This window comes from Lentzea pudingi, assembly GCF_014646255.1.
In the GTDB taxonomy this organism is placed as follows: domain Bacteria; phylum Actinomycetota; class Actinomycetes; order Mycobacteriales; family Pseudonocardiaceae; genus Lentzea; species Lentzea pudingi.
On record NZ_BMNC01000017.1, the window covers coordinates 130,341 to 148,139 of the forward strand.

Below are 17,799 nucleotides of genomic sequence, written 5' to 3' on the forward strand. Positions count from 1 at the left end.
GGTAAGTGGTCGTTGTGCACAATCCTGGACTTGTGGTTGTGCAAACAGTCCCGCTGAGTGACCTCGTCGCGCGAGTCGACCTCGGGCTGACCGTCCTGTGTGGAGCGGGCGCGCTGGACCGGCCGGTCCGCTGGGCGCACGTGTCCGAGCTCGAGGACCCGACGCCGTACCTGGTCGGCGAGGAGCTGCTGCTCACGGCAGGCGTGAGGTTCCCGTCCGACGTGCCCGCGTACGTGGCCGGGCTGGTGTCCTCCGGCGTCTCGGCGATCGGCTTCGGCGTCGAGCCGGAGTACCCGACGGTGCCCGCCACACTGGTGGAGGCCTGCGAGGCGCAGGGCATGCCCCTGCTGGAGGTGCCGCCGTCGACACCGTTCCTCGCCGTCTCGCAGGCGCTCGGCGCGGTGCTCGCGGAGATCGCCGTGCGGGAGCAGCGGATGCTCGCGGACAGCCAGCGCGCGCTGACCCGTGCCGCGACGCGCGTCCGTCCGGTCGAGTCGGTGCTGACGACGCTGGCCGTGGTGCTGAACTGCCGTGCAGACCTCGTGGACGCCACGCACGCGCCCGAGGACGTGTCCTCTCTCGTGGCACGCGTCGCGTCCGGGACGGGACCCCGTTCGGCCTCGGCCCAGGTGGGTGAGGACCACGTGACGCTGGACCCGGTCGAGTCCGCGGTGCTCGTGGTGCGCCGGCCGGCCCCGCTCTCGCCCGCCGAACGCGCCGTCGTCGCGGTCGCGCTGGCGTTGCTCGGGCTGCTGCGCCGCGACCTGGAGAGCGAACGCGGCCAGATCGCGCGGCTCGCGGCCTCGGCGTTGCTGCGGGCCGAGGTGTCCGGTGTGGAGGCGGTGCTCGGGGCCGGGCCCTACCGGGTCGTGGCGGGACAGTCGCGGGCGGACTACGACGTGCTGGCGCAGCGGTACGGGCCGCTGGTGTCGAAAGGCGAGGGCGGGTTCCTGGCGCTGGTGGCCGCGGGGCTCGGCGTGTCCGGGCCGGTGGGGGTCTCGTCGCCGGTGGACGGGTCTGGGATCGAGGGCGCTGCGGCCGAGGCCTCGGCCCTGCTCCCACGCGCGCTCGCGACCGGCGAACCCGCCCTCCCCGCGTCTGACCTGTCCTCTCTGGTGGATCCCGTGGCGGCCCGCGCCTTCGCCCGGCGTGAGCTCGCGGGCCTCCTCGGCAGGCCCGAGCTGATCGACACCCTGAGGGCGTGGCTCGGGCAGCACGGCAGCTGGGACCGGGCCGCGACGGTGCTCGGCGTGCACCGCAACAGCGTCCGGCACCGGATCTCCCACGTCGAACGGCTGCTCGGTCGTGATCTTGGAACGGCCGATGCGCGGACCTCGCTGTGGCTCGCGCTCACCTGGCTCGATTAATTCCTTTGCGGCTGGTGCGCGCTGTCGGTCATCATTGTTCACATGATCCGAGCAGATGAATGGGCCGGAGCGCCCTCCAAGCTGTGACCTGCTAGTTCACTTTCTTCTATTTCCGCGAGCATTTTAGTTTCAATGCTCGTTCCAGGCGTGTTCGTCCAGTGGTCAGGACGTCGGACTCTCAATCCGGAAACACGGGTTCGATCCCCGTACGCGCTACGTGGCCCGGTCTTCGTGGGGTGGACCGGGCCCTCCCGCGAGACGGTCCATGTCAGACGGACCCAAAGAATCTTCGAAAACTTCGCCCGAATGGTCTAGGCGCCAGTTACGCTCTGCGAATGGCTGCGGTCCCCGCCTTCGCACGCTACGAGGTCGACGTACGTCGGCCGAACGCCGCGCGCATCCATGACTTCTACCTCGGCGGCGCGCACAACTACGCCGCCGACCGCGCGTTCGCCAAGCAGGCAGTCCGGATCGACCCCGAACTGCCGCTCGTCACCCGAGCCCAGCGGACGTTCCTGCGCCACGCCGTCCGCCACTGCTGGGCGGCGGGCGTCCGCCAGTTCCTTGACCTGGGCTCGGGCATCCCGACGTGCGGTGCCGTGCACCAGACGCTGCCCGACGCGCGCGTGGTCTACGTGGACTCCGACGCGGTCACGGTCGCGTTCTCCCGCGGGCTGTTGCGCGGCGAGCCGCGGGCGTGCGCGGTCGAGGCGGACCTGCGCCGCCCCGACCAGGTGCTCCGGCATCCGGGCGTGCTGTCCCATCTCGACCTGCGCGAGCCGTACGCGGTGCTGATGGTCGACGTCCTGAGGTACGTCGACGACACCACCGGGCCGGGCCGGGTCGTGCGCCGCTACCGGCACGCGCTGCCCGCGGGCGGATTCCTCGTCGTCTCGCACCCCGCCCCGGTCGAGCAGCTCATGGAGGGGCTGTCGATCGAGGCCCCGGCCGTGGTTCCGGGCGCGTACGCGGGCATCGGCCGCAAGGGCCCCCGCTGATCGCAAGCGTTTGGTCCCTGTGAGGCCGGGGTAGTCCGCCGAGCGACAAGACGGAGCCTGGAGGGCGTCATGACCCACCGCATCAAGATCGCCGGCCTTCAGCCGGTGCAGGTGCTGGCCGGACTGGCCGGCATCGCGTTCATCGTGTTCGGCGTCGTGGGCTTCACCCGCACCGGTCTCGGCGACTGGGCCGCCCAGTCGTACGTGCTCGGGTTCTCCGTGAACCCGCTGCACAACCTGGTGATGGTGGCCGTGGGCGTGCTCGGTCTGCTCACTGCTCTCGGTTCGGGCCTCGCGCGGATGTACGGCTGGCTGCTGTTCGCCGGCTTCGCCGCGCTCTTCGTGTGGGACCTCATGATCACGGGGGTCCTCGCCCGGAACCCGGCCGAGGAGTACGGCAACCCGCTCGCGGTCAACGCCAACGACAACTGGCTGCACCTCGGCATCGCGCTGTTCGGCCTGCTGCTCGCGGTCATGCCCGCGCGCCGCAAGCTGGTCGAGGACGAGGACCCGGTGCTGCCCGAGCCCCGCTCGGAGGCCTTCCGCGACGAGCGGGACGGCACGGCGATCACCGAGCCGCTGCCCACCGCGGCACGCCGCGAGGAACCGATCACCCGCGAGCAGGCGGTGGTCGACCCCAAGACCGAGCGCGTGAGCAAGGACAGGATCAAGCACTAGTCCTGACGCACAGCCCCTGTCCGGCGCAGACGCGCCGTGAGAGCCCACATGCGGCTCTCACGGCGCGTCTGTTTCGATGTCGCGATGCCTTCCGAGTTGCTGACCCACGAAGTGCTGATCACGTGGGGGACGGCCGCCGCCGCGTTCCTGGCCGTCGCGATCCACGGGCTCTGGCGGGTCACCCGCAACGTCATCACCATCGCCCACGAGGGCGGGCACGCGCTGCTGGCCGTGCTGACCGGCCGCCGGCTGAGCGGGATCAAGCTGCACTCCGACACCTCCGGCCTCACCGTGTCGCGCGGGAAGCCGCGCGGGCCCGGCATGGTGCTGACCGCCCTGGCGGGCTACGTCGCGCCGTCGCTGCTCGGCTTCGGCGCCGCCGTGCTCATCACCAACGAGAAGATCCAGCTGATGCTGTGGATCAGCATCGGGTTCCTCGCCGCCATGCTGATCATGATCCGCAACGTGTTCGGCGTGCTGTCGATCATCGTCACGGGCGGCGCGTTCTTCTTCGTGTCCTTCTACGCCACGGCCGAGGTCCGCGACGTGGCCGCGTACGTGTTCGCCTGGTTCCTGTTGCTGGGCGGCGTCCGGCCCGTGTGGGAGCTGCAGGTCAAGCGGTGGCGGCGGCAGGCGCCGAAGTCCGACGCCGACCAGCTGGCCTGGCTCACCGGCGTGCCCGCGCTCGGCTGGGTCACGCTGTTCGGGCTCGTCAGCGTCGCCGCCCTCGTCGGCGGAGGGGCGCTGCTGCTCGGGCGGTGGTGAGGAACCGTTTTGCCACGGGTGAAATACTGAGCTGACCAAGCCGGTGGTCGAGAGGTGGGTTCAGTGCTGCGTGGGGATGTCGGGCTCGAACTGGGCCAGCGGGTCGCGCGGGCGTTGCGCGCCGCCCTGGACGTGGACATCACCGCCGAACAAGCGCTGATCCGACCGTCCAACCGAGACGGTGCCGACTACCAGTGCAACGTCGCGATGAGCCTCGCCAAGAAGGTCGGCAGGAACCCCCGCGAGGTCGCCACGCTGATCGTGGAGCACCTCGACGCCCAGGACGCGGTCGAGGCCGCGGAGATCGCCGGCCCCGGCTTCATCAACCTGAAGCTGCGCCGCGAGTGGCTCGAGACGCAGACCGCGAACCTGCTCCGCGACGACCGGCTCGGCGTGCCCGAGACCGAGGAGCCCCGCCGGATCGCGATCGACTACAGCAGCCCCAACGTGGCCAAGGAGATGCACGTCGGCCACCTGCGGTCGACGATCATCGGTGACGCGTTCTGCCGGCTGCTGAGCTTCGCCGGGCACGAGGTCATCCCGCACAACCACCTCGGTGACTGGGGCACCCCGTTCGGCATGCTCATCGAGCACCTGACCGACGAGGGCCACGGCGCCGACCACGAGATCAGCGACCTCAACGCGTTCTACCAGCAGGCGCGGCAGAAGTTCGACAACGAGCCGGGCTTCGCGGACCGCGCACGGCGCCGCGTGGTGCTGCTGCAGGGCGGCGACGAGGCGACGCTCGCGCTGTGGCACGAGCTGGTGGGGGAGTCGCAGCGGCACTTCAACCAGGTCTACGAACTGCTCGGCATCGGGCTCTCCGCGCAGGACAACTACGGCGAGAGCTTCTACAACCCGTACCTCGCGGACACGATCACCGAGCTGCAGCAGAAGGGTCTCATCGAGACCAGCGACGGCGCGCTCTGCGTGTTCCCGCCGGGGTTCACCAACCGCGAGGGCGACCGGCTGCCGCTGATCGTGCGCAAGAGCGACGGCGGCTACGGCTACGCCACCACGGACTTCGCGACCGTGCGGTACTGGGTGCGGGAGCGCAAGGTCGACGACCTGATCTACGTCGTCGGCACGCCGCAGGCCCAGCACTTCCAGATGATCTTCGCGACCTCGAAGCAGGCGGGCTGGCTCGACGACGCGCACACCGCCGTGCACACCGGGTTCGGCACGATCCTCGGCTCCGACGGCAAGACCATCCGGACGCGCGCGGGCGGCACGATCAAGCTGATCGACCTGCTCACCGAGGCCGTCGAGAACTCGTACCAGGTCATGCCGGAATCCTCCGATGTGGAGGGTGCGGAGAAGGAGGAGCTCGCCCGCACGCTCGGCCTCGGCGCGGTGAAGTACGCGGACCTCTCCAACGACCGGGAGAAGGACTACGTCTTCACCTGGGAGAAGATGCTCGCCAAGACCGGCGACACGTCGGTGTACATCCAGTACGCCAACGCCCGCATCCTCTCGATCGGCCGCAAGGTCGGGCGTGAGGCCCCCCAGGACGCGCCGCTGGTGCTGCGGGAGCAGGCCGAGCGGGACCTGGCGCTGAAGCTGCTGCAGCTGCCCACGGCCATCCAGGCGGCCATCGACGAGCTCGCGCCGCACAAGCTCACGACCTACCTGTTCGAGACGGCGACGGCGTTCTCCACCTTCTACAACGACTGTCCGGTCGCGACGGCGGAGACGCGGGAACTGCAGGACTCGCGCCTGCACCTGCTCACGCTGACGTCCCGGGTGCTCACGCTGGGCCTGTCCCTGCTGGGGATTGGCGCACCCGAAAGGCTGTAACTGGTTTATCCCTGGTCAGCCCGAGGTACGCAGAGATCGCAACTCTTTCCCCTAGTCCTCCGGGAGTCGCGATGACCTGCACGACCCGTCTGCCCAAGCCGGTCACCGAGGTGTGGGACTGGCAGATGGATGGCCTGTGCCGCGGTGAGAACAGCGCGATCTTCTTCCACCCGGACAACGAACGCGGGTACGCGCGGGCGGCCAGGGAGGACAAGGCGAAGGCGATCTGCGGGCACTGCCCGGTGCTGCAGCAGTGCCGCGCCCACGCGCTCGAGGCTCAGGAGCCGTACGGCGTGTGGGGCGGCATGGGAGAGGACGAACGGCGCCAGATCGTCAACGCGGCCCGGCGCCGGATTCGTGCCTACGCCTCTTCCAACACGTCCCGGAGCTGACGCAGCGTCTTCGCGAGCAGACGCGAGACGTGCATCTGGGAGATGCCGACCTTCTGCGCGATCTGGGTCTGGGTCATGTTGCCGAAGAAGCGCATGACCACGATCTTGCGTTCGCGCTCGGGCAGCTTCTCCAGCAACGGGTGCAGGGCCTCGCGCTGCTCGATCATGGCGATCTCGGGGTCTTCCTCGCCGATCGTCGAACCCAGCGAGATCGAGGAGTCCTCCGACATCAGCATGTCGTCCAGGGACGCGCTCTGGTACGCGTTCCCGGCCGCGAGACCCTCGTGGATCTCCTCACGTGACAGACCCAGGTGCTCGGCCAGCTCCGACGGGGTCGGCGCGCGGCCGAGCGACTGCGACAGGCGCGACGTGCCCGCGTTGATCGCCAGGTGCAGCTCCTTGAGCCGCCTCGGCATCCGCACCGACCAGCTGGAGTCGCGGAAGTACTTCCGGACCTCACCCATGATCGTCGGCACCGCGAACGACAGGAAGTCGCTGCCGCGCTCGGGGTCGAAGCGGTCGACCGCGTTGATCAGGCCCACCGTCGCGACCTGCACCAGGTCCTCGTGCGGCTCGCCGCGGTGGCCGAACCTGCGGGCGATGTGCTGGGCGACCGGCAGGTGCTCGGTGACGAGCCTGTCCCGCAACGTCTCGCGCTTCGGGCCCGCGGGAGTGCCCGCGAGCTCGGCGAACAGCGGAGCCAGGTGGTCGTAGTCACCCGACCGGGACTTCTTCTCCTCGGCCTTCGGCTCTTCCGGCTCGATCTCCGCCGTCTTGGTGGCCTCTTCCGCCCCGGTCACGCATCCACCGCCCCTGCCGTCGACTTGACGAGGTCGATGTGGACCACGAATCCCTCGTTCTCCTCGACCCTGGTCTGCACCGAGTCGACGAGCGCGGTGAGCACGCGCCAGCCGAAGCTCGCCTCGTCCGGACCGGAGGCGGACTTCGCCGACACCTTCGCCGACACGTGGACGGCACCCCTGTCGTCCACCGCGAAGTGACAGCTGAGCACCGCGTCCTGAGCCGCGAGCGTGATCAGCGTGGAACACGTCTCGTCCACGGCGAGCTTCAGGTCCTCGATCGAGTCGAGGTCGAAGTCCTGCCGCATCGCGATGTCCGCCGCGACCGCGCGCACGATGGACAGCTGCGTGGGGTCCGCCGCCATCCGGAGCTCGACGCCTGACAATTGAGTCACAGCCACCTCGTAGTCCGTTCTGCTGAAGGCCGGCATGTCCTATGCCGTACCCGAATCGATCTCGCTTTACACGTGTATTCGAGCCGCTCCCCGGGAAATCCCCTGCTGGAAGGCACGAGGATCACCTGGGAGGAGCGCTGTGCTGGTGCATCAAGACTTCATGGCCCTCCGCTTCCCGGCAGACGCGCGAGAAGTGGCGCCTGTCCGGCACCGCCTTCGCCATTGGCTGCAGGACAGCGGATTCGGCGAGGACGAGGCGAGCGACTTCGTTCTCGCGATCAGTGAAGCGATCAACAACTCCGTCGAGCACGCCTATCCCGGCCCTGCCCGCGGCACCGTCGAGGTGCGGGCCCGGGCCGAGCAGGACGGGACCGTCCGCGTCGACGTCGCCGACCACGGCCAGTGGCGCGTGCCGCCGGCCGCGCTGACGATGCGGGGGCGAGGTCTCCTGCTCATGCGGGAAAGCGTGGACGAGGTCGAGATCGACCGCACGGCGAGTGGCACGACCGTGCACCTGCGTCGAGCCCGTTCGCCCGTCGTCCCCGTGATCTCTGCCGCGCCGGAGTGCGACGTGCGGGTCCACGAGACCTCCTCGGGCGTGGTAGCGGTGGTGCGCGGGGACGTGCCCGTGCAGGCAGGTCCGTCGTTGCGCCGCACGCTGACCACGGCGGCCCGGGGCGGCACCGTACCGCTGACCGTCGACCTCGGCGGCCTCGGCGTGGAGAAGGGCGGGGTGGAGCAGGCTCTCCGCGACGTCGCCGCGGCGCTCGGCCAGGCGGGGAACCGTCTCACCGTCCTGCGCGCTAGCCCAGGGCCGAGTCCACGGACGGGTGGAGGCTGAACACCTCACCGAGCCCGGTGGCCTCCAGGGGACGCGTCACGGCCCTGGCGGTCGCCACGATCTTCAGGGTGGCGCTCTGCTGCTGAGCCAGCTTGGCGGCCTCGACGAGCACCGCGAGCCCGGCGGAACCGAGGAACGTCACGCTCGACATGTCGACGACGAACACGCCGCCGTCGTCGAGGCCGCTGACCAGGGATTCGCGCAACGCGGGCGCGGACACCATGTCGACCTCACCGGACACGGCGAGGACGGTGACTCCGGGCGCCGGCTGCCGCACCTTCAGCTCGATCTGCTCCGCACGTGGGTCCTGCACAGTCACCGAAGTACTCCCTCTCGCAAACAGGGAGCCGCCACGCAGCGGCCCCGGACGCGGCTGCTGGTTCAACCGCTGCGGCCACCACCGTACGGGAGCGGCCAGCCAACAGGACAGGTCGAGGAGTCGGTACCCGGACAATGGTCGGTTCAAACCCCGGACTTGCCGGATTCCTCACTCCGGTCTCAGGTGCCGCAGGGCCTCCCACAGCCGCTCCGCGACCTCGAGCGCGGCGTCCGGCGGGGCGGCGACGTCGTCGGTGCTGTCCTCGAGCGTCCCGCCCACGGTCAGCACCAGTGCCGTGGCCACGTCCCGCAGCTTCACGTTGGCGTGCTGGCTCGTGCGGACCAGCAGTTCGAACGCCTCGCCGGGCGTGCACGGCCGGGCCCCCATGACCAGGCCCTTCGCCTGTTCGATGTAGCGGCGGTGCTGCACCATCCGCACCATCTGGTCGGCCCGCAGGACCTCGCCCGCGCAGAACTCGACCACCGCGGCCGCCGTCGCGACCAGCGGTTCGACCTCCTCGATCGCCGCCAGGTCCTCGACGGTCGGCGCGTGCGAGAGGTAGACCGTCAGCACCACGGGACCGCCGTCGCCCCAGCTGCCGGGCACCGCCAGCACGTGCGTGCCGGCCACCTGACCGGACACCTGCCGTTCATCGCGCGAGGCGTCGACGAGCGGCCCCGCACCGCTCGACAACTGCTCGGCGTCCAGCTCCGCGGCGACGCCCACGGCCCGCAGCAACGTGCCCTCCGGCCACACGCTGAGCCCGGCGCCCTCGCAGCCGTCGAGCCGCGAGCAGAGGTGGTCCATCAACCGGGAGATGAGCTCCGTACCGAATTTCACCTGGTCCACGCGTTGATGTTAGGCCCGGCCGATCCTCGGCGGACGTTGTGCGGTCATCGGCGTACGACGAACGGTTGCGCAGGCAAGGACCGTGAGTTCCGTTCCACTTCGGACCCGAACAGCTCGGCGCGCGGATCGATCCACCCGTCGCTTAGGACCCAAAACACAGGAGTGTTCTGAACCACAGTCCGACAGAATTCGTTTCCAGGGATAACGCCGGAGCCCCGGTACGCGACATCCCTGATGTCACGAGAGGACAGAAATGAGAACCGCCATGGAAACCCAGCCGCAGCAGGACGCAGAGTCCGGTTCAGCGCTGCCGACCACGCCGTGCAGCGTGGTGTGGAGCCGGGGTCACGCCTACGTGCTCGAGGGTTTCCGCGCTCGCTGGGTGGGCCGCGACGACCGGGGCCGCCCGCACGCCATCACCGGCGCCGAGATGCAGCGCCGGGGCTGGACCCTCACCCACACAGCCTGAGCAAGACCCGAACGACCGCACCCCCGCAACCAGTCGCACAGCGTGCCGTGACGCCATCCGGCAGCCCTTGCGCAGTCACTCGTTTAGAGTGCGGGTGTGCGTGATCCGGCTGATCGCCTGCTGACGATTCCGAACCTGCTCAGCGTGCTGCGGCTGGCCGGTGTCCCGCTGTTCCTGTACCTGTTGCTCGGACCCCGCGAAGACGGCTGGGCGCTGCTCATCCTCATGTTCGCGGGGTTCTCCGACTGGCTCGACGGCAAGCTCGCGCGCTGGCTCGACCAGATGAGCAACCTCGGCGCGCTGCTCGACCCCGCCGCCGACCGCCTCTACGTGTTCTGCACGCTGCTCGCGTTCGTGATCAGGGACATCGTCCCGCTCTGGGTCGCCGTCGTGCTCGTGAGCCGCGAGGTCGTCGTCGGCATCTGCCTGCTGGTCCTGCGGAGCCGGGGCTGGGGCACGTTCGAGGTGACCTACCTCGGCAAGGCCGCGACCTTCAACCTGCTCTACGCCTTCCCGCTGCTGCTGCTCGCGCAGGGGGACTCGGCGTGGGCCCAGGTCGCCCTGCCGTTCGCCTACGCGTTCACGGCCTGGGGCGGAGCCCTCTACCTGTGGTCGGCGCTGCTGTACGTCTACCAGTTCTTCCTGGCCCTGCGGGTCACACCTCGCACGGTCGCGTGAAAAGATCACCCCATACAGGTTCAGCACGAGGAGCGCAGTCAGTTGATTCCCGAGGAGCTTCGTTACACCGAGGAGCACGAGTGGGTCGCCAGCACAGGCGAGAACACCGTGCGCGTCGGCATCACCGACTACGCCCAGGAACAGCTCGGTGACGTCGTCTTCGTCCAGCTGCCCGAGGTCGGTCACACCGTGGCGGCGGGTGACACGTTCGGCGAGGTCGAGTCCACCAAGAGCGTCTCCGACCTCTACTCGCCGCTCGACGGCGAGGTCGTCGCCATCAACGACGCGTTGGTCCAGACGCCGGACTCGGTGAACACCGATCCGTACGGCGAGGGCTGGATGGTCGAGATCCGGCTGAACGACCCGGAGGCGCTGGAAGGCCTGTTGGACGCGGACGGGTACAAGGCGTTGGTGGAGAAGGAGTGACGTCGATCTTTCGCCGGATCTTCGGCCGGAAGGGGAGCCGCGCTGAAGGCGGTGACCCCAACGCGATAGGTTTTACCGGAAGTGACGGATCCAGCAGCAGGAGGAGAGCTCAGGTGAGCACGAACGACGGCCCAGGCGTTCCGCCGGAGCAGTCCCCGGAGCGGACCTCCGTCTTCCGGGCGGACTTCCTCCAGGAGATGGAAGGCGGCGCCGAGGCGCCCGCACAGGAGCCGGCCGTTGCCGGTGTTGACGCCCTTCCCGCCGGTTCCGCGCTGCTCGTGGTCAAGCGCGGTCCGAACGCCGGATCCCGGTTCCTGCTGGACCGAGACACGACGAGCGCCGGGCGCCACCCCGACAGCGACATCTTCCTGGACGACGTGACGGTCTCGCGCCGGCACGCCGAGTTCCGCCGGGAAAGCGGCGAGTTCGTCGTCATCGACGTCGGCAGCCTCAACGGCACCTACGTCAACCGTGAGCCGGTCGACCAGGCCGTCCTCGCGAACGGCGACGAGGTCCAGATCGGCAAGTTCCGCCTCGTCTTCCTGACGGGTCCTGGCTCCGCGGGAGCCTGACGCGTGACGGCCGGGCGGCCACAACGCGGGGACTCGAGCATCGGCGCTGTGCTCGCGCAGCTTCGTCCCGAGTTCCCCGACGTCACCATCTCCAAGATCCGCTTCCTGGAAGCGGAGGGGCTGGTCCGCCCGGCACGCACCGCCTCCGGCTACCGCCAGTTCAGCGTGGCGGACGTCGAGAGGTTGCGATTCGTGCTGTCCGCACAACGCGACAGGTACCTGCCGCTCAAGGTGATCCGCGAGCAGCTCGACGCCGCCACCGACGCCGCGTCCGGCTCGCTGTCGCGGATCGACCTGCTGACCCAGACCGGTCTGGGTGCGGAACAGCTCTCCCAGCTGGAACGCGACGGTCTGCTGCGCCCCGGCCCCGGCGGCCGGTTCACCGCCGACGACGTCACCGCGCTCCGCACGATCCGGACGATGACCGGACTCGGCGTCGAGCGCGAGCACCTGCGCGCGGTCCGCGCGGCAGCGGACCACGAGGTCGTTCTGCTGAAGTCTTTCTCAGATCCCGAGACGGTCCGGGAATTGGCGGGCCTCTTCACCTCGTTGCACACGTTGTTGGTGAGAGCGGGTCTGCGCCAGTCCTGATCAGCCGGAGATGTGTGCCTGCTTGATCACGATCCGCCCGAAACGATTGAGCACACGGCCCGCTTGGCGGGTAGCGTCGGAGATGTACGCCGGGGGATGCTCGGGTGGGAAAACCGGGTCGTCCCCGAATGACCAGAGGGAGGCGAGGCCCGATGAGCGAGATGCGTGTCGTCGGCGTGCGGGTGGAGCTGCCCCAGAACCAGCCGATCCTTCTTCTGCGCGAAACCGAGGGCGAGCGGTACCTGCCCATCTGGATCGGCAGCGTCGAGGCCACGGCGATCGCGTTGGAGCAGCAGGGCGTGCGCCCTGCTCGTCCGCTCACCCACGACCTCCTCAAGGACGTCATCGGGGCACTCGGGCGCAACCTCGAGCAGGTGCGGATCACCGACCTGCAGGAGGGCACGTTCTTCGCGGAGCTCGTGTTCGACGGCGACGTGCGGGTGTCCGCGCGGCCCTCGGACTCGGTGGCGCTGGCGTTGCGCGTGGGCGTGCCGATCCACGCCGAGGAGTCGGTGCTGGCCGAGGCGGGCCTCATCATCCCGGACGAGCAGGAGGACGAGGTGGAGAAGTTCCGCGAGTTCCTCGACTCAGTCTCTCCTGAGGACTTCCGCGGAGCGGACACATAAGCACTGTAGAGGCGCCGACACCTGAGTTTTTGGGTGTCGCACTCTGTCTCGCATGGTCGAGAGTTCAGTTCGTTTGGATGTCCCTCGGTTGGACTACGCACGGTCGTTTCGGCGGCTAAACGATCACTAAACGTCACCTGAACGTCCTGGTTCGGGTGACGCTGTGACTCTCTACCTGAGGTTGAGGGTCGGAACTCCCCGCGCGTCGCGTTGACCTGCCATCGGACCGGTCTTACCGTCGAACTCGAGTGGACGTCGCTGCTTCGCGAGAGTGGACGCGGCGGCTTGACGGTCATGAGTTTCGTGGCCGTTCCGAGGGGAGGCAGGCGTGGTCGAGGAAGCGCCCTTGCGGGCCGAATCCGGGCTGCAGGGTGAACTGTTCCCGGACTCCTCGCTGCCGGACGAGCTCGTCGGTTACCGAGGACCCGCGGCATGTCAGGTCGCGGGCATCACGTACCGGCAGCTCGACTACTGGGCAAGGACCGGGCTGGTCGCGCCGACGATAAGGATGGCGCACGGCTCCGGCAGCCAGAGGCTGTACTCCTTCAAGGAGATCCTGGTGCTCAAGGTCGTCAAACGGCTGCTGGACACCGGTGTCTCGTTGCAGAACATCAGGGTGGCGGTCGACCACCTGCGCCGCCGCGGCGTGCAGGACCTGGCGAAGATCACGCTCTTCTCCGACGGCACCACCGTCTACGAGTGCACCTCGCCCGAGGAGGTCGTCGACCTGCTGCAGGGCGGTCAGGGCGTGTTCGGGATCGCGGTGAGCGGTGCGATGCGTGAGATCTCCGGCACGATCCACGAGTTCCCGGCCGAACGTGCGGACGGCGTCGAGATCGCCCCGATGACCGAGGACGAGCTGGCCCGCCGCCGTCGCGAGCGCGCCACCGGCTGACCGGCCCGCCGATCGTGGCCGACTGGCCGCCGCGGGTGGCCGGTCGGCAGAAGCGCCGTGATCACGTGGGTCCCTAGCGTCTCCGGCATGACGCACACCCCTTCCTCGCAGGTCGTGAAGGTGCTGGCCGCAGCGGTGCGGCGCGCCGCCCGCCTGGAGTTCGGCTTCGTGGGCACCGAGAACCTGCTGATCTCACTGGCCGACACCATCGGTCCCGGCCGCAAGCTCGGCACGACGTCGCTGACGGCGCAGGCGATGGCGCGGGGGACCGACCACTGGCCCGACGACGACGGCGGCGTCGCCCTCGAGCCTCACCCGGACGTCACGGCGCTGATGAGCGCCGCCCACCACCACGCCCGCGTCGACACCCTCCTGCCCGTGAGCCACGCGCTGGAGACCTGTCTGAGGGCCGCCGTCGCGCGAGCCGGCGACGGCGTGCTGACCACGACCCACCTCGCGCTGGCGCTGCTGTCGCTCGACTCCGGGCGAGTCGCCGACCTGATGCTCGTCCACGGCGTGGACGTCGAGGCGACGGCCGCGGCGGTGCGAGCCGACGCCACCCGGAAGCACGCCGAGGTCGAGGAGGCGCCCGCCGTCTGGTTGCTGCGCAAGGCGGGAGCCCTGGAGGGGGAGTCCGGCGGCGGGTACGTGCGCTGGCTGACCCGGCTCGTCTCGCGCGGCCAGGGACTCGGCGGACCGGTGCTGACCGTCGTGCGCAACGAGGCCGAACGGCTCGCGGTCGCCGCGCGACGAGACGTCTCGTCGCGTGATCTCGTGGAGGCGGTGCTGACGGTCGACCGGCAGCTGGCCGCGTCCGGACGGCGGCTGAAGCCGGAGCTCGAGTCGGGTGGCGCGGCGGCGTTGCGCGAGGCAGGCGTGCAGCCGGCCGCGCTGCCCGCCGGCGGCACCGTGGAGCGCGCGCTGGAACGGGCGAAGCTCGTCGCGGCCCGGCGCGGGGACGCCGTCGTGGGCACCCGGCACCTGCTCGCGGCGGTGCGCGACGACCCGGCGGACCCCGTCGCGGGAGCGCTCGCCGGCCTCGCCACTGAGACATAGGTCGCCTCCCTGGCGACTACCCGGGCTGCCTGCGGGTATTCTTCTCGGGTAGTCGCTGAACTCAGGCGGGAGAGACCGGGTTCCGAGCCCGGCGCCGAAGGAGCAAGTCCCTCCCCGGGAACCTCTCAGGCATCCAGGACCGCCGAGCGAGACGCCTCTGGAAAGTGGATCCCCGCAAGGGAATCCCGCCGACGGTGAAAGCCCGTTCTCGCAACGGGTGAACCTCTCAGGCGCCCCTCGGGGTACGGACAGAGCGGGGAGGGCACAGGACACGTGTGCCCGAAAGCCACCCCGGAGGCGTTTGATGACCCAGGACCGCATCCCGCTCGCCGCTCTCGAGCACGGCACCCCGTTCGCCGACCGCCACGTCGGCCCGCGCCCGGCCGAACTCGCGCGCATCCTCGACGTCATCGGCGTCGGGTCGCTCGAGGAGCTGGCGCAGCACGCGGTGCCGTCGTCCATCCACGAGCGCGACCTCGTGCTGGACCTGCCCGCCCCGGCCACCGAGACCGAGGCGCTCGCGGAGCTGCGCGAGCTCGCGTCGCGCAACCGCCCGATGACGCAGATGATCGGCCTGGGCTACTACGACACCGTGACGCCGGGCGTGATCCTGCGCAACGTGCTCGAAAGCCCGGCCTGGTACACCGCGTACACGCCGTACCAGCCGGAGATCTCGCAGGGCCGCCTCGAGGCGCTGCTGAACTTCCAGACGATGGTCGGCGACCTGACGGGCCTGCCGACGGCGAACGCGTCCATGCTGGACGAGTCGACCGCGGCCGCGGAGGCGATGACGCTGGTGCGCCGCGCGGGCAAGTCCAAGTCGGCCAAGTTCGTCGTCGACGCGGACACGCTGCCGCAGACGCTCGCCGTCATCGAGACGCGCGCCGAGCCGCTGGGCATCGAGATCGTCGTCGCCGACCTGTCGCAGGGCATCGAGGGCCTGGGCCTCGGTGGCGACTTCTTCGGCGTGCTGCTGTCGTACCCCGGCGCGTCCGGTGTGGTGCGCGACCAGAAGGCGCTCATCGAGGAGATCCACGCCGCCGGCGCGCAGGCCGTCGTCGTCGCCGACCTGCTGGCGCTGACGCTGCTGCGCGCGCCCGGTGAGATCGGCGCGGACGTCGTCGTCGGCACCACCCAGCGCTTCGGCGTCCCCATCGGCTTCGGTGGCCCGCACGCCGGGTACATGGCCGTCCGGTCCGGTCTGGAGCGCCAGCTGCCCGGCCGTCTCGTGGGCGTCTCCGTCGACTCGGACGGCTCGCTCGCGTACCGCCTCGCCCTGCAGACGCGTGAGCAGCACATCCGCCGTGAGAAGGCCACGTCGAACATCTGCACCGCGCAGGTGCTGCTGGCCGTGATCGCGTCCATGTACGCCGTCTACCACGGCCCCGAGGGCCTGCGGTCGATCGCGACCCGCGTGCACCGCCTCGCGACCGTGCTCGCCACGGGCCTGTGCGAGGCCGGTCTGGACGTCGTGCACGGCGAGTTCTTCGACACCGTCCAGGTCCGCGTTCCCGGCGAGGCCGCCGCGGTCGTCGAGAAGGCGCGCGAGGCCGGCATCAACCTGCGTCTCGTCGACGCCGATGTCGTCGCAATCGCCTGCGACGAGAAGACCTCGCGGGCGCACATCGTCGCCGTGTGGGAGGCCTTCGGCGTCACGGGGTCCGATGTGGACGCCATCGACGCCGACACCGCCGACGGCATCCCGGGCGACCTGCGCCGCACCTCGGACTACCTGACGCACCCGGTCTTCCACGCGCACCGCTCCGAGACGGCGCTGCTGCGCTACCTGCGCGCGCTGTCCGACAAGGACGTCGCCCTGGACCGCAGCATGATCCCGCTCGGCTCCTGCACGATGAAGCTGAACGCCACCGCGGAGATGGAGTCCATCACGTGGCCGGAGTTCTCGACGCTGCACCCGTTCGCGCCCGCCGAGGACGCCGCCGGTCTGCTGAAGATCGTGTCCGACCTGGAGGCGTGGCTCGCCGAGGTCACCGGCTACGACGCGGTGTCGCTGCAGCCCAACGCCGGTTCGCAGGGTGAGTTCGCGGGCTTGCTGGCGATCCGCGCGTACCACCGCGCGAACGGCAACGCCGACCGCGACGTCTGCCTGATCCCGTCGTCCGCCCACGGCACCAACGCCGCGTCCGCCGTCATGGCCGGCATGCGCGTCGTCGTCGTGAAGTGCGACGACAAGGGCAACATCGACATGGGCCACCTGCGCACCACGGTCGCCGAGCACGCGGACGACCTGGCCGCGATCATGATCACCTACCCGTCGACCCACGGCGTGTACGAGGACACCGTCCGCGAGGTCTGCGGCCTGGTCCACGACGCGGGCGGCCAGGTGTACGTCGACGGCGCGAACCTCAACGCGCTGATCGGCCTCGCCCGCTACGGCAAGTTCGGCTCGGACGTCTCGCACCTGAACCTGCACAAGACGTTCTGCATCCCGCACGGCGGCGGCGGCCCCGGCGTCGGCCCGATCGGCGTGAAGTCCCACCTCGCCCCCTTCCTGCCGAACCACCCGCTGCAGCCGACCGCCGGTCCGGCCACCGGTGTCGGCCCGATCTCGGGCGCCCCGTGGGGTTCCGCGTCGATCCTGCCGATCTCGTGGGCGTACGTGCGCATGATGGGCGGCGACGGCCTGCGCCGCGCCACCCTGACCGCCGTGGCCGCCGCGAACTACGTGGCCCGCCGCCTGGACGAGCACTACCCGGTCCTCTACACGGGTGAGGGCGGCTTCGTGGCTCACGAGTGCATCCTCGACCTGCGCCCGATCACCAAGGCCACCGGCGTGACGGTGGACGACGTCGCGAAGCGCCTCGCCGACTACGGCCTGCACGCCCCGACGATGTCGTTCCCGGTCGCCGGCACCCTGATGGTCGAGCCGACCGAGTCCGAGGACCTGGCCGAGATCGACAGGTTCATCGACGCCATGATCGCCATCAAGCGCGAGATCGACCGCGTCGGCGCCGGCGAGTGGCCCGTCGAGGACAACCCGCTGCGCAACGCCCCGCACACCGCGGCCTGCGTGACGACCGGCGAGTGGAACCACCCGTACACCCGCGAGGAGGCCGTCTTCCCCGCGGGCCGGAGCAGCACCCCGAAGATCTGGCCGCCGGTCCGCCGCATCGACGGCGCCAAGGGCGACCGCAACCTGGTCTGCTCCTGCCCGCCGCTCGAGGCGTACAGCAGCTGACCCAGGACGATGAAGGGGCGCACTCGTGAACTGGTCCCCGGAAGTTGGACTGGCTAACTGAAGGTTAGGTCGCGAGGGTCTGGGCT

Annotated in this window: 20 protein-coding genes, 1 tRNA gene and 2 riboswitches; of the genes, 17 read left to right on the top strand and 4 right to left on the bottom strand. The window is 69.9% G+C overall.

What is annotated here, in order from left to right; genetic code table 11:
- The first annotated feature begins 38 nt into the window (after positions 1 to 38).
- The 7 genes from IEY88_RS37135 to IEY88_RS37165 all read left to right on the top strand — a co-directional run bounded on the left by IEY88_RS37135 (position 39) and on the right by IEY88_RS37165 (position 5,997).
- A complete protein-coding gene (locus IEY88_RS37135) occupies positions 39 to 1,367 on the top strand; it encodes a PucR family transcriptional regulator (protein ID WP_189159598.1) in 1,329 nt (442 codons plus the stop codon).
- Positions 1,368 to 1,511: 144 nt separating this feature from the next.
- Positions 1,512 to 1,583 (top strand) — tRNA-Glu (locus IEY88_RS37140).
- 119 nt (positions 1,584 to 1,702) lie between these two features.
- Positions 1,703 to 2,365 (top strand): SAM-dependent methyltransferase, encoded by a 663-nt coding sequence (locus IEY88_RS37145; protein WP_189159599.1) that lies wholly within the window; start codon positions 1,703 to 1,705, stop codon positions 2,363 to 2,365.
- 69 nt (positions 2,366 to 2,434) lie between these two features.
- The gene (locus IEY88_RS37150; protein ID WP_189159600.1) at positions 2,435 to 3,043 is read left to right on the top strand and encodes a DUF4383 domain-containing protein; all 609 of its coding nucleotides are present in this window, start codon (positions 2,435 to 2,437) and stop codon (positions 3,041 to 3,043) included.
- An 84-nt stretch (positions 3,044 to 3,127) separates the two neighbouring features.
- A complete protein-coding gene (locus IEY88_RS37155; RefSeq protein WP_229694113.1) occupies positions 3,128 to 3,808 on the top strand; it encodes a M50 family metallopeptidase in 681 nt (226 codons plus the stop codon).
- 63 nt (positions 3,809 to 3,871) lie between these two features.
- A complete protein-coding gene (argS, locus tag IEY88_RS37160; RefSeq protein ID WP_189159602.1) occupies positions 3,872 to 5,605 on the top strand; it encodes an arginine--tRNA ligase in 1,734 nt (577 codons plus the stop codon).
- Positions 5,606 to 5,676: 71 nt separating this feature from the next.
- Positions 5,677 to 5,997 (top strand): WhiB family transcriptional regulator, encoded by a 321-nt coding sequence (locus tag IEY88_RS37165; protein WP_189159603.1) that lies wholly within the window; start codon positions 5,677 to 5,679, stop codon positions 5,995 to 5,997.
- Here IEY88_RS37165 and IEY88_RS37170 read toward each other — a convergent pair.
- Both IEY88_RS37170 and IEY88_RS37175 read right to left on the bottom strand, forming a co-directional pair.
- Positions 5,967 to 6,761: a SigB/SigF/SigG family RNA polymerase sigma factor gene (locus IEY88_RS37170; RefSeq protein ID WP_189159627.1), complete on the bottom strand. Its 795-nt coding sequence runs from the start codon at positions 6,759 to 6,761 to the stop codon at positions 5,967 to 5,969. The genes IEY88_RS37165 and IEY88_RS37170 overlap by 31 nt on opposite strands.
- A 32-nt stretch (positions 6,762 to 6,793) precedes the next feature.
- A complete protein-coding gene (locus IEY88_RS37175; protein ID WP_229694114.1) occupies positions 6,794 to 7,192 on the bottom strand; it encodes an ATP-binding protein in 399 nt (132 codons plus the stop codon).
- A 139-nt stretch (positions 7,193 to 7,331) separates the two neighbouring features.
- Between IEY88_RS37175 and IEY88_RS37180 the strand changes: the two genes are divergently transcribed.
- Positions 7,332 to 8,033, top strand: coding sequence for an ATP-binding protein (locus IEY88_RS37180; RefSeq protein WP_189159605.1), 702 nt, complete (start codon positions 7,332 to 7,334; stop codon positions 8,031 to 8,033).
- On the opposite strand, the gene IEY88_RS37185 is transcribed toward IEY88_RS37180, so the two are convergent.
- Together IEY88_RS37185 and IEY88_RS37190 are read right to left on the bottom strand one after the other, a co-directional pair.
- Positions 7,996 to 8,352: an STAS domain-containing protein gene (locus tag IEY88_RS37185; protein ID WP_229694115.1), complete on the bottom strand. Its 357-nt coding sequence runs from the start codon at positions 8,350 to 8,352 to the stop codon at positions 7,996 to 7,998. The two genes, IEY88_RS37180 and IEY88_RS37185, sit on opposite strands and share 38 nt — an antisense overlap.
- 168 nt (positions 8,353 to 8,520) lie before the next feature.
- Positions 8,521 to 9,201, bottom strand: a complete 681-nt coding sequence (locus IEY88_RS37190; protein ID WP_189159606.1) for an ANTAR domain-containing protein — start codon at positions 9,199 to 9,201, stop codon at positions 8,521 to 8,523.
- A gap of 253 nt (positions 9,202 to 9,454) precedes the next feature.
- Between IEY88_RS37190 and IEY88_RS37195 the strand changes: the two genes are divergently transcribed.
- The 9 genes from IEY88_RS37195 to gcvP all read left to right on the top strand — a co-directional run bounded on the left by IEY88_RS37195 (position 9,455) and on the right by gcvP (position 17,713).
- Positions 9,455 to 9,670 carry a hypothetical protein gene (locus IEY88_RS37195; protein ID WP_189159607.1) on the top strand — a complete coding sequence of 72 codons (216 nt, stop codon included), beginning with the start codon at positions 9,455 to 9,457 and terminating at the stop codon, positions 9,668 to 9,670.
- Positions 9,671 to 9,766: 96 nt separating this feature from the next.
- A complete protein-coding gene (gene clsA / locus IEY88_RS37200) occupies positions 9,767 to 10,348 on the top strand; it encodes a cardiolipin synthase ClsA (RefSeq protein WP_189159608.1) in 582 nt (193 codons plus the stop codon).
- A gap of 42 nt (positions 10,349 to 10,390) precedes the next feature.
- Positions 10,391 to 10,774 carry a glycine cleavage system protein GcvH gene (gene gcvH, locus IEY88_RS37205; RefSeq protein ID WP_189159609.1) on the top strand — a complete coding sequence of 128 codons (384 nt, stop codon included), beginning with the start codon at positions 10,391 to 10,393 and terminating at the stop codon, positions 10,772 to 10,774.
- A 113-nt stretch (positions 10,775 to 10,887) separates the two neighbouring features.
- Entirely contained in the window at positions 10,888 to 11,346 is a 459-nt protein-coding gene (gene garA, locus IEY88_RS37210) for a glycogen accumulation regulator GarA (RefSeq protein ID WP_030476302.1), read from the top strand.
- Between the two features lie 48 nt (positions 11,347 to 11,394).
- Entirely contained in the window at positions 11,395 to 11,937 is a 543-nt protein-coding gene (gene ftsR, locus IEY88_RS37215) for a transcriptional regulator FtsR (protein WP_229694116.1), read from the top strand.
- A 152-nt stretch (positions 11,938 to 12,089) separates the two neighbouring features.
- Positions 12,090 to 12,563: a bifunctional nuclease family protein gene (locus IEY88_RS37220; protein ID WP_030468959.1), complete on the top strand. Its 474-nt coding sequence runs from the start codon at positions 12,090 to 12,092 to the stop codon at positions 12,561 to 12,563.
- Between the two features lie 328 nt (positions 12,564 to 12,891).
- The gene (locus IEY88_RS37225) at positions 12,892 to 13,458 is read left to right on the top strand and encodes a MerR family transcriptional regulator (protein ID WP_189159611.1); all 567 of its coding nucleotides are present in this window, start codon (positions 12,892 to 12,894) and stop codon (positions 13,456 to 13,458) included.
- 87 nt (positions 13,459 to 13,545) lie between these two features.
- On the top strand, positions 13,546 to 14,514 hold the full coding sequence (locus IEY88_RS37230) for a Clp protease N-terminal domain-containing protein (protein ID WP_189159612.1): 969 nt from the start codon (positions 13,546 to 13,548) through the stop codon (positions 14,512 to 14,514).
- A 56-nt stretch (positions 14,515 to 14,570) separates the two neighbouring features.
- Positions 14,571 to 14,666: riboswitch (glycine riboswitch) on the top strand.
- 3 nt (positions 14,667 to 14,669) lie between these two features.
- Positions 14,670 to 14,768: riboswitch (glycine riboswitch) on the top strand.
- A 50-nt stretch (positions 14,769 to 14,818) separates the two neighbouring features.
- A complete protein-coding gene (gcvP, locus tag IEY88_RS37235) occupies positions 14,819 to 17,713 on the top strand; it encodes an aminomethyl-transferring glycine dehydrogenase (RefSeq protein WP_189159613.1) in 2,895 nt (964 codons plus the stop codon).
- Positions 17,714 to 17,799 lie beyond the last annotated feature (86 nt).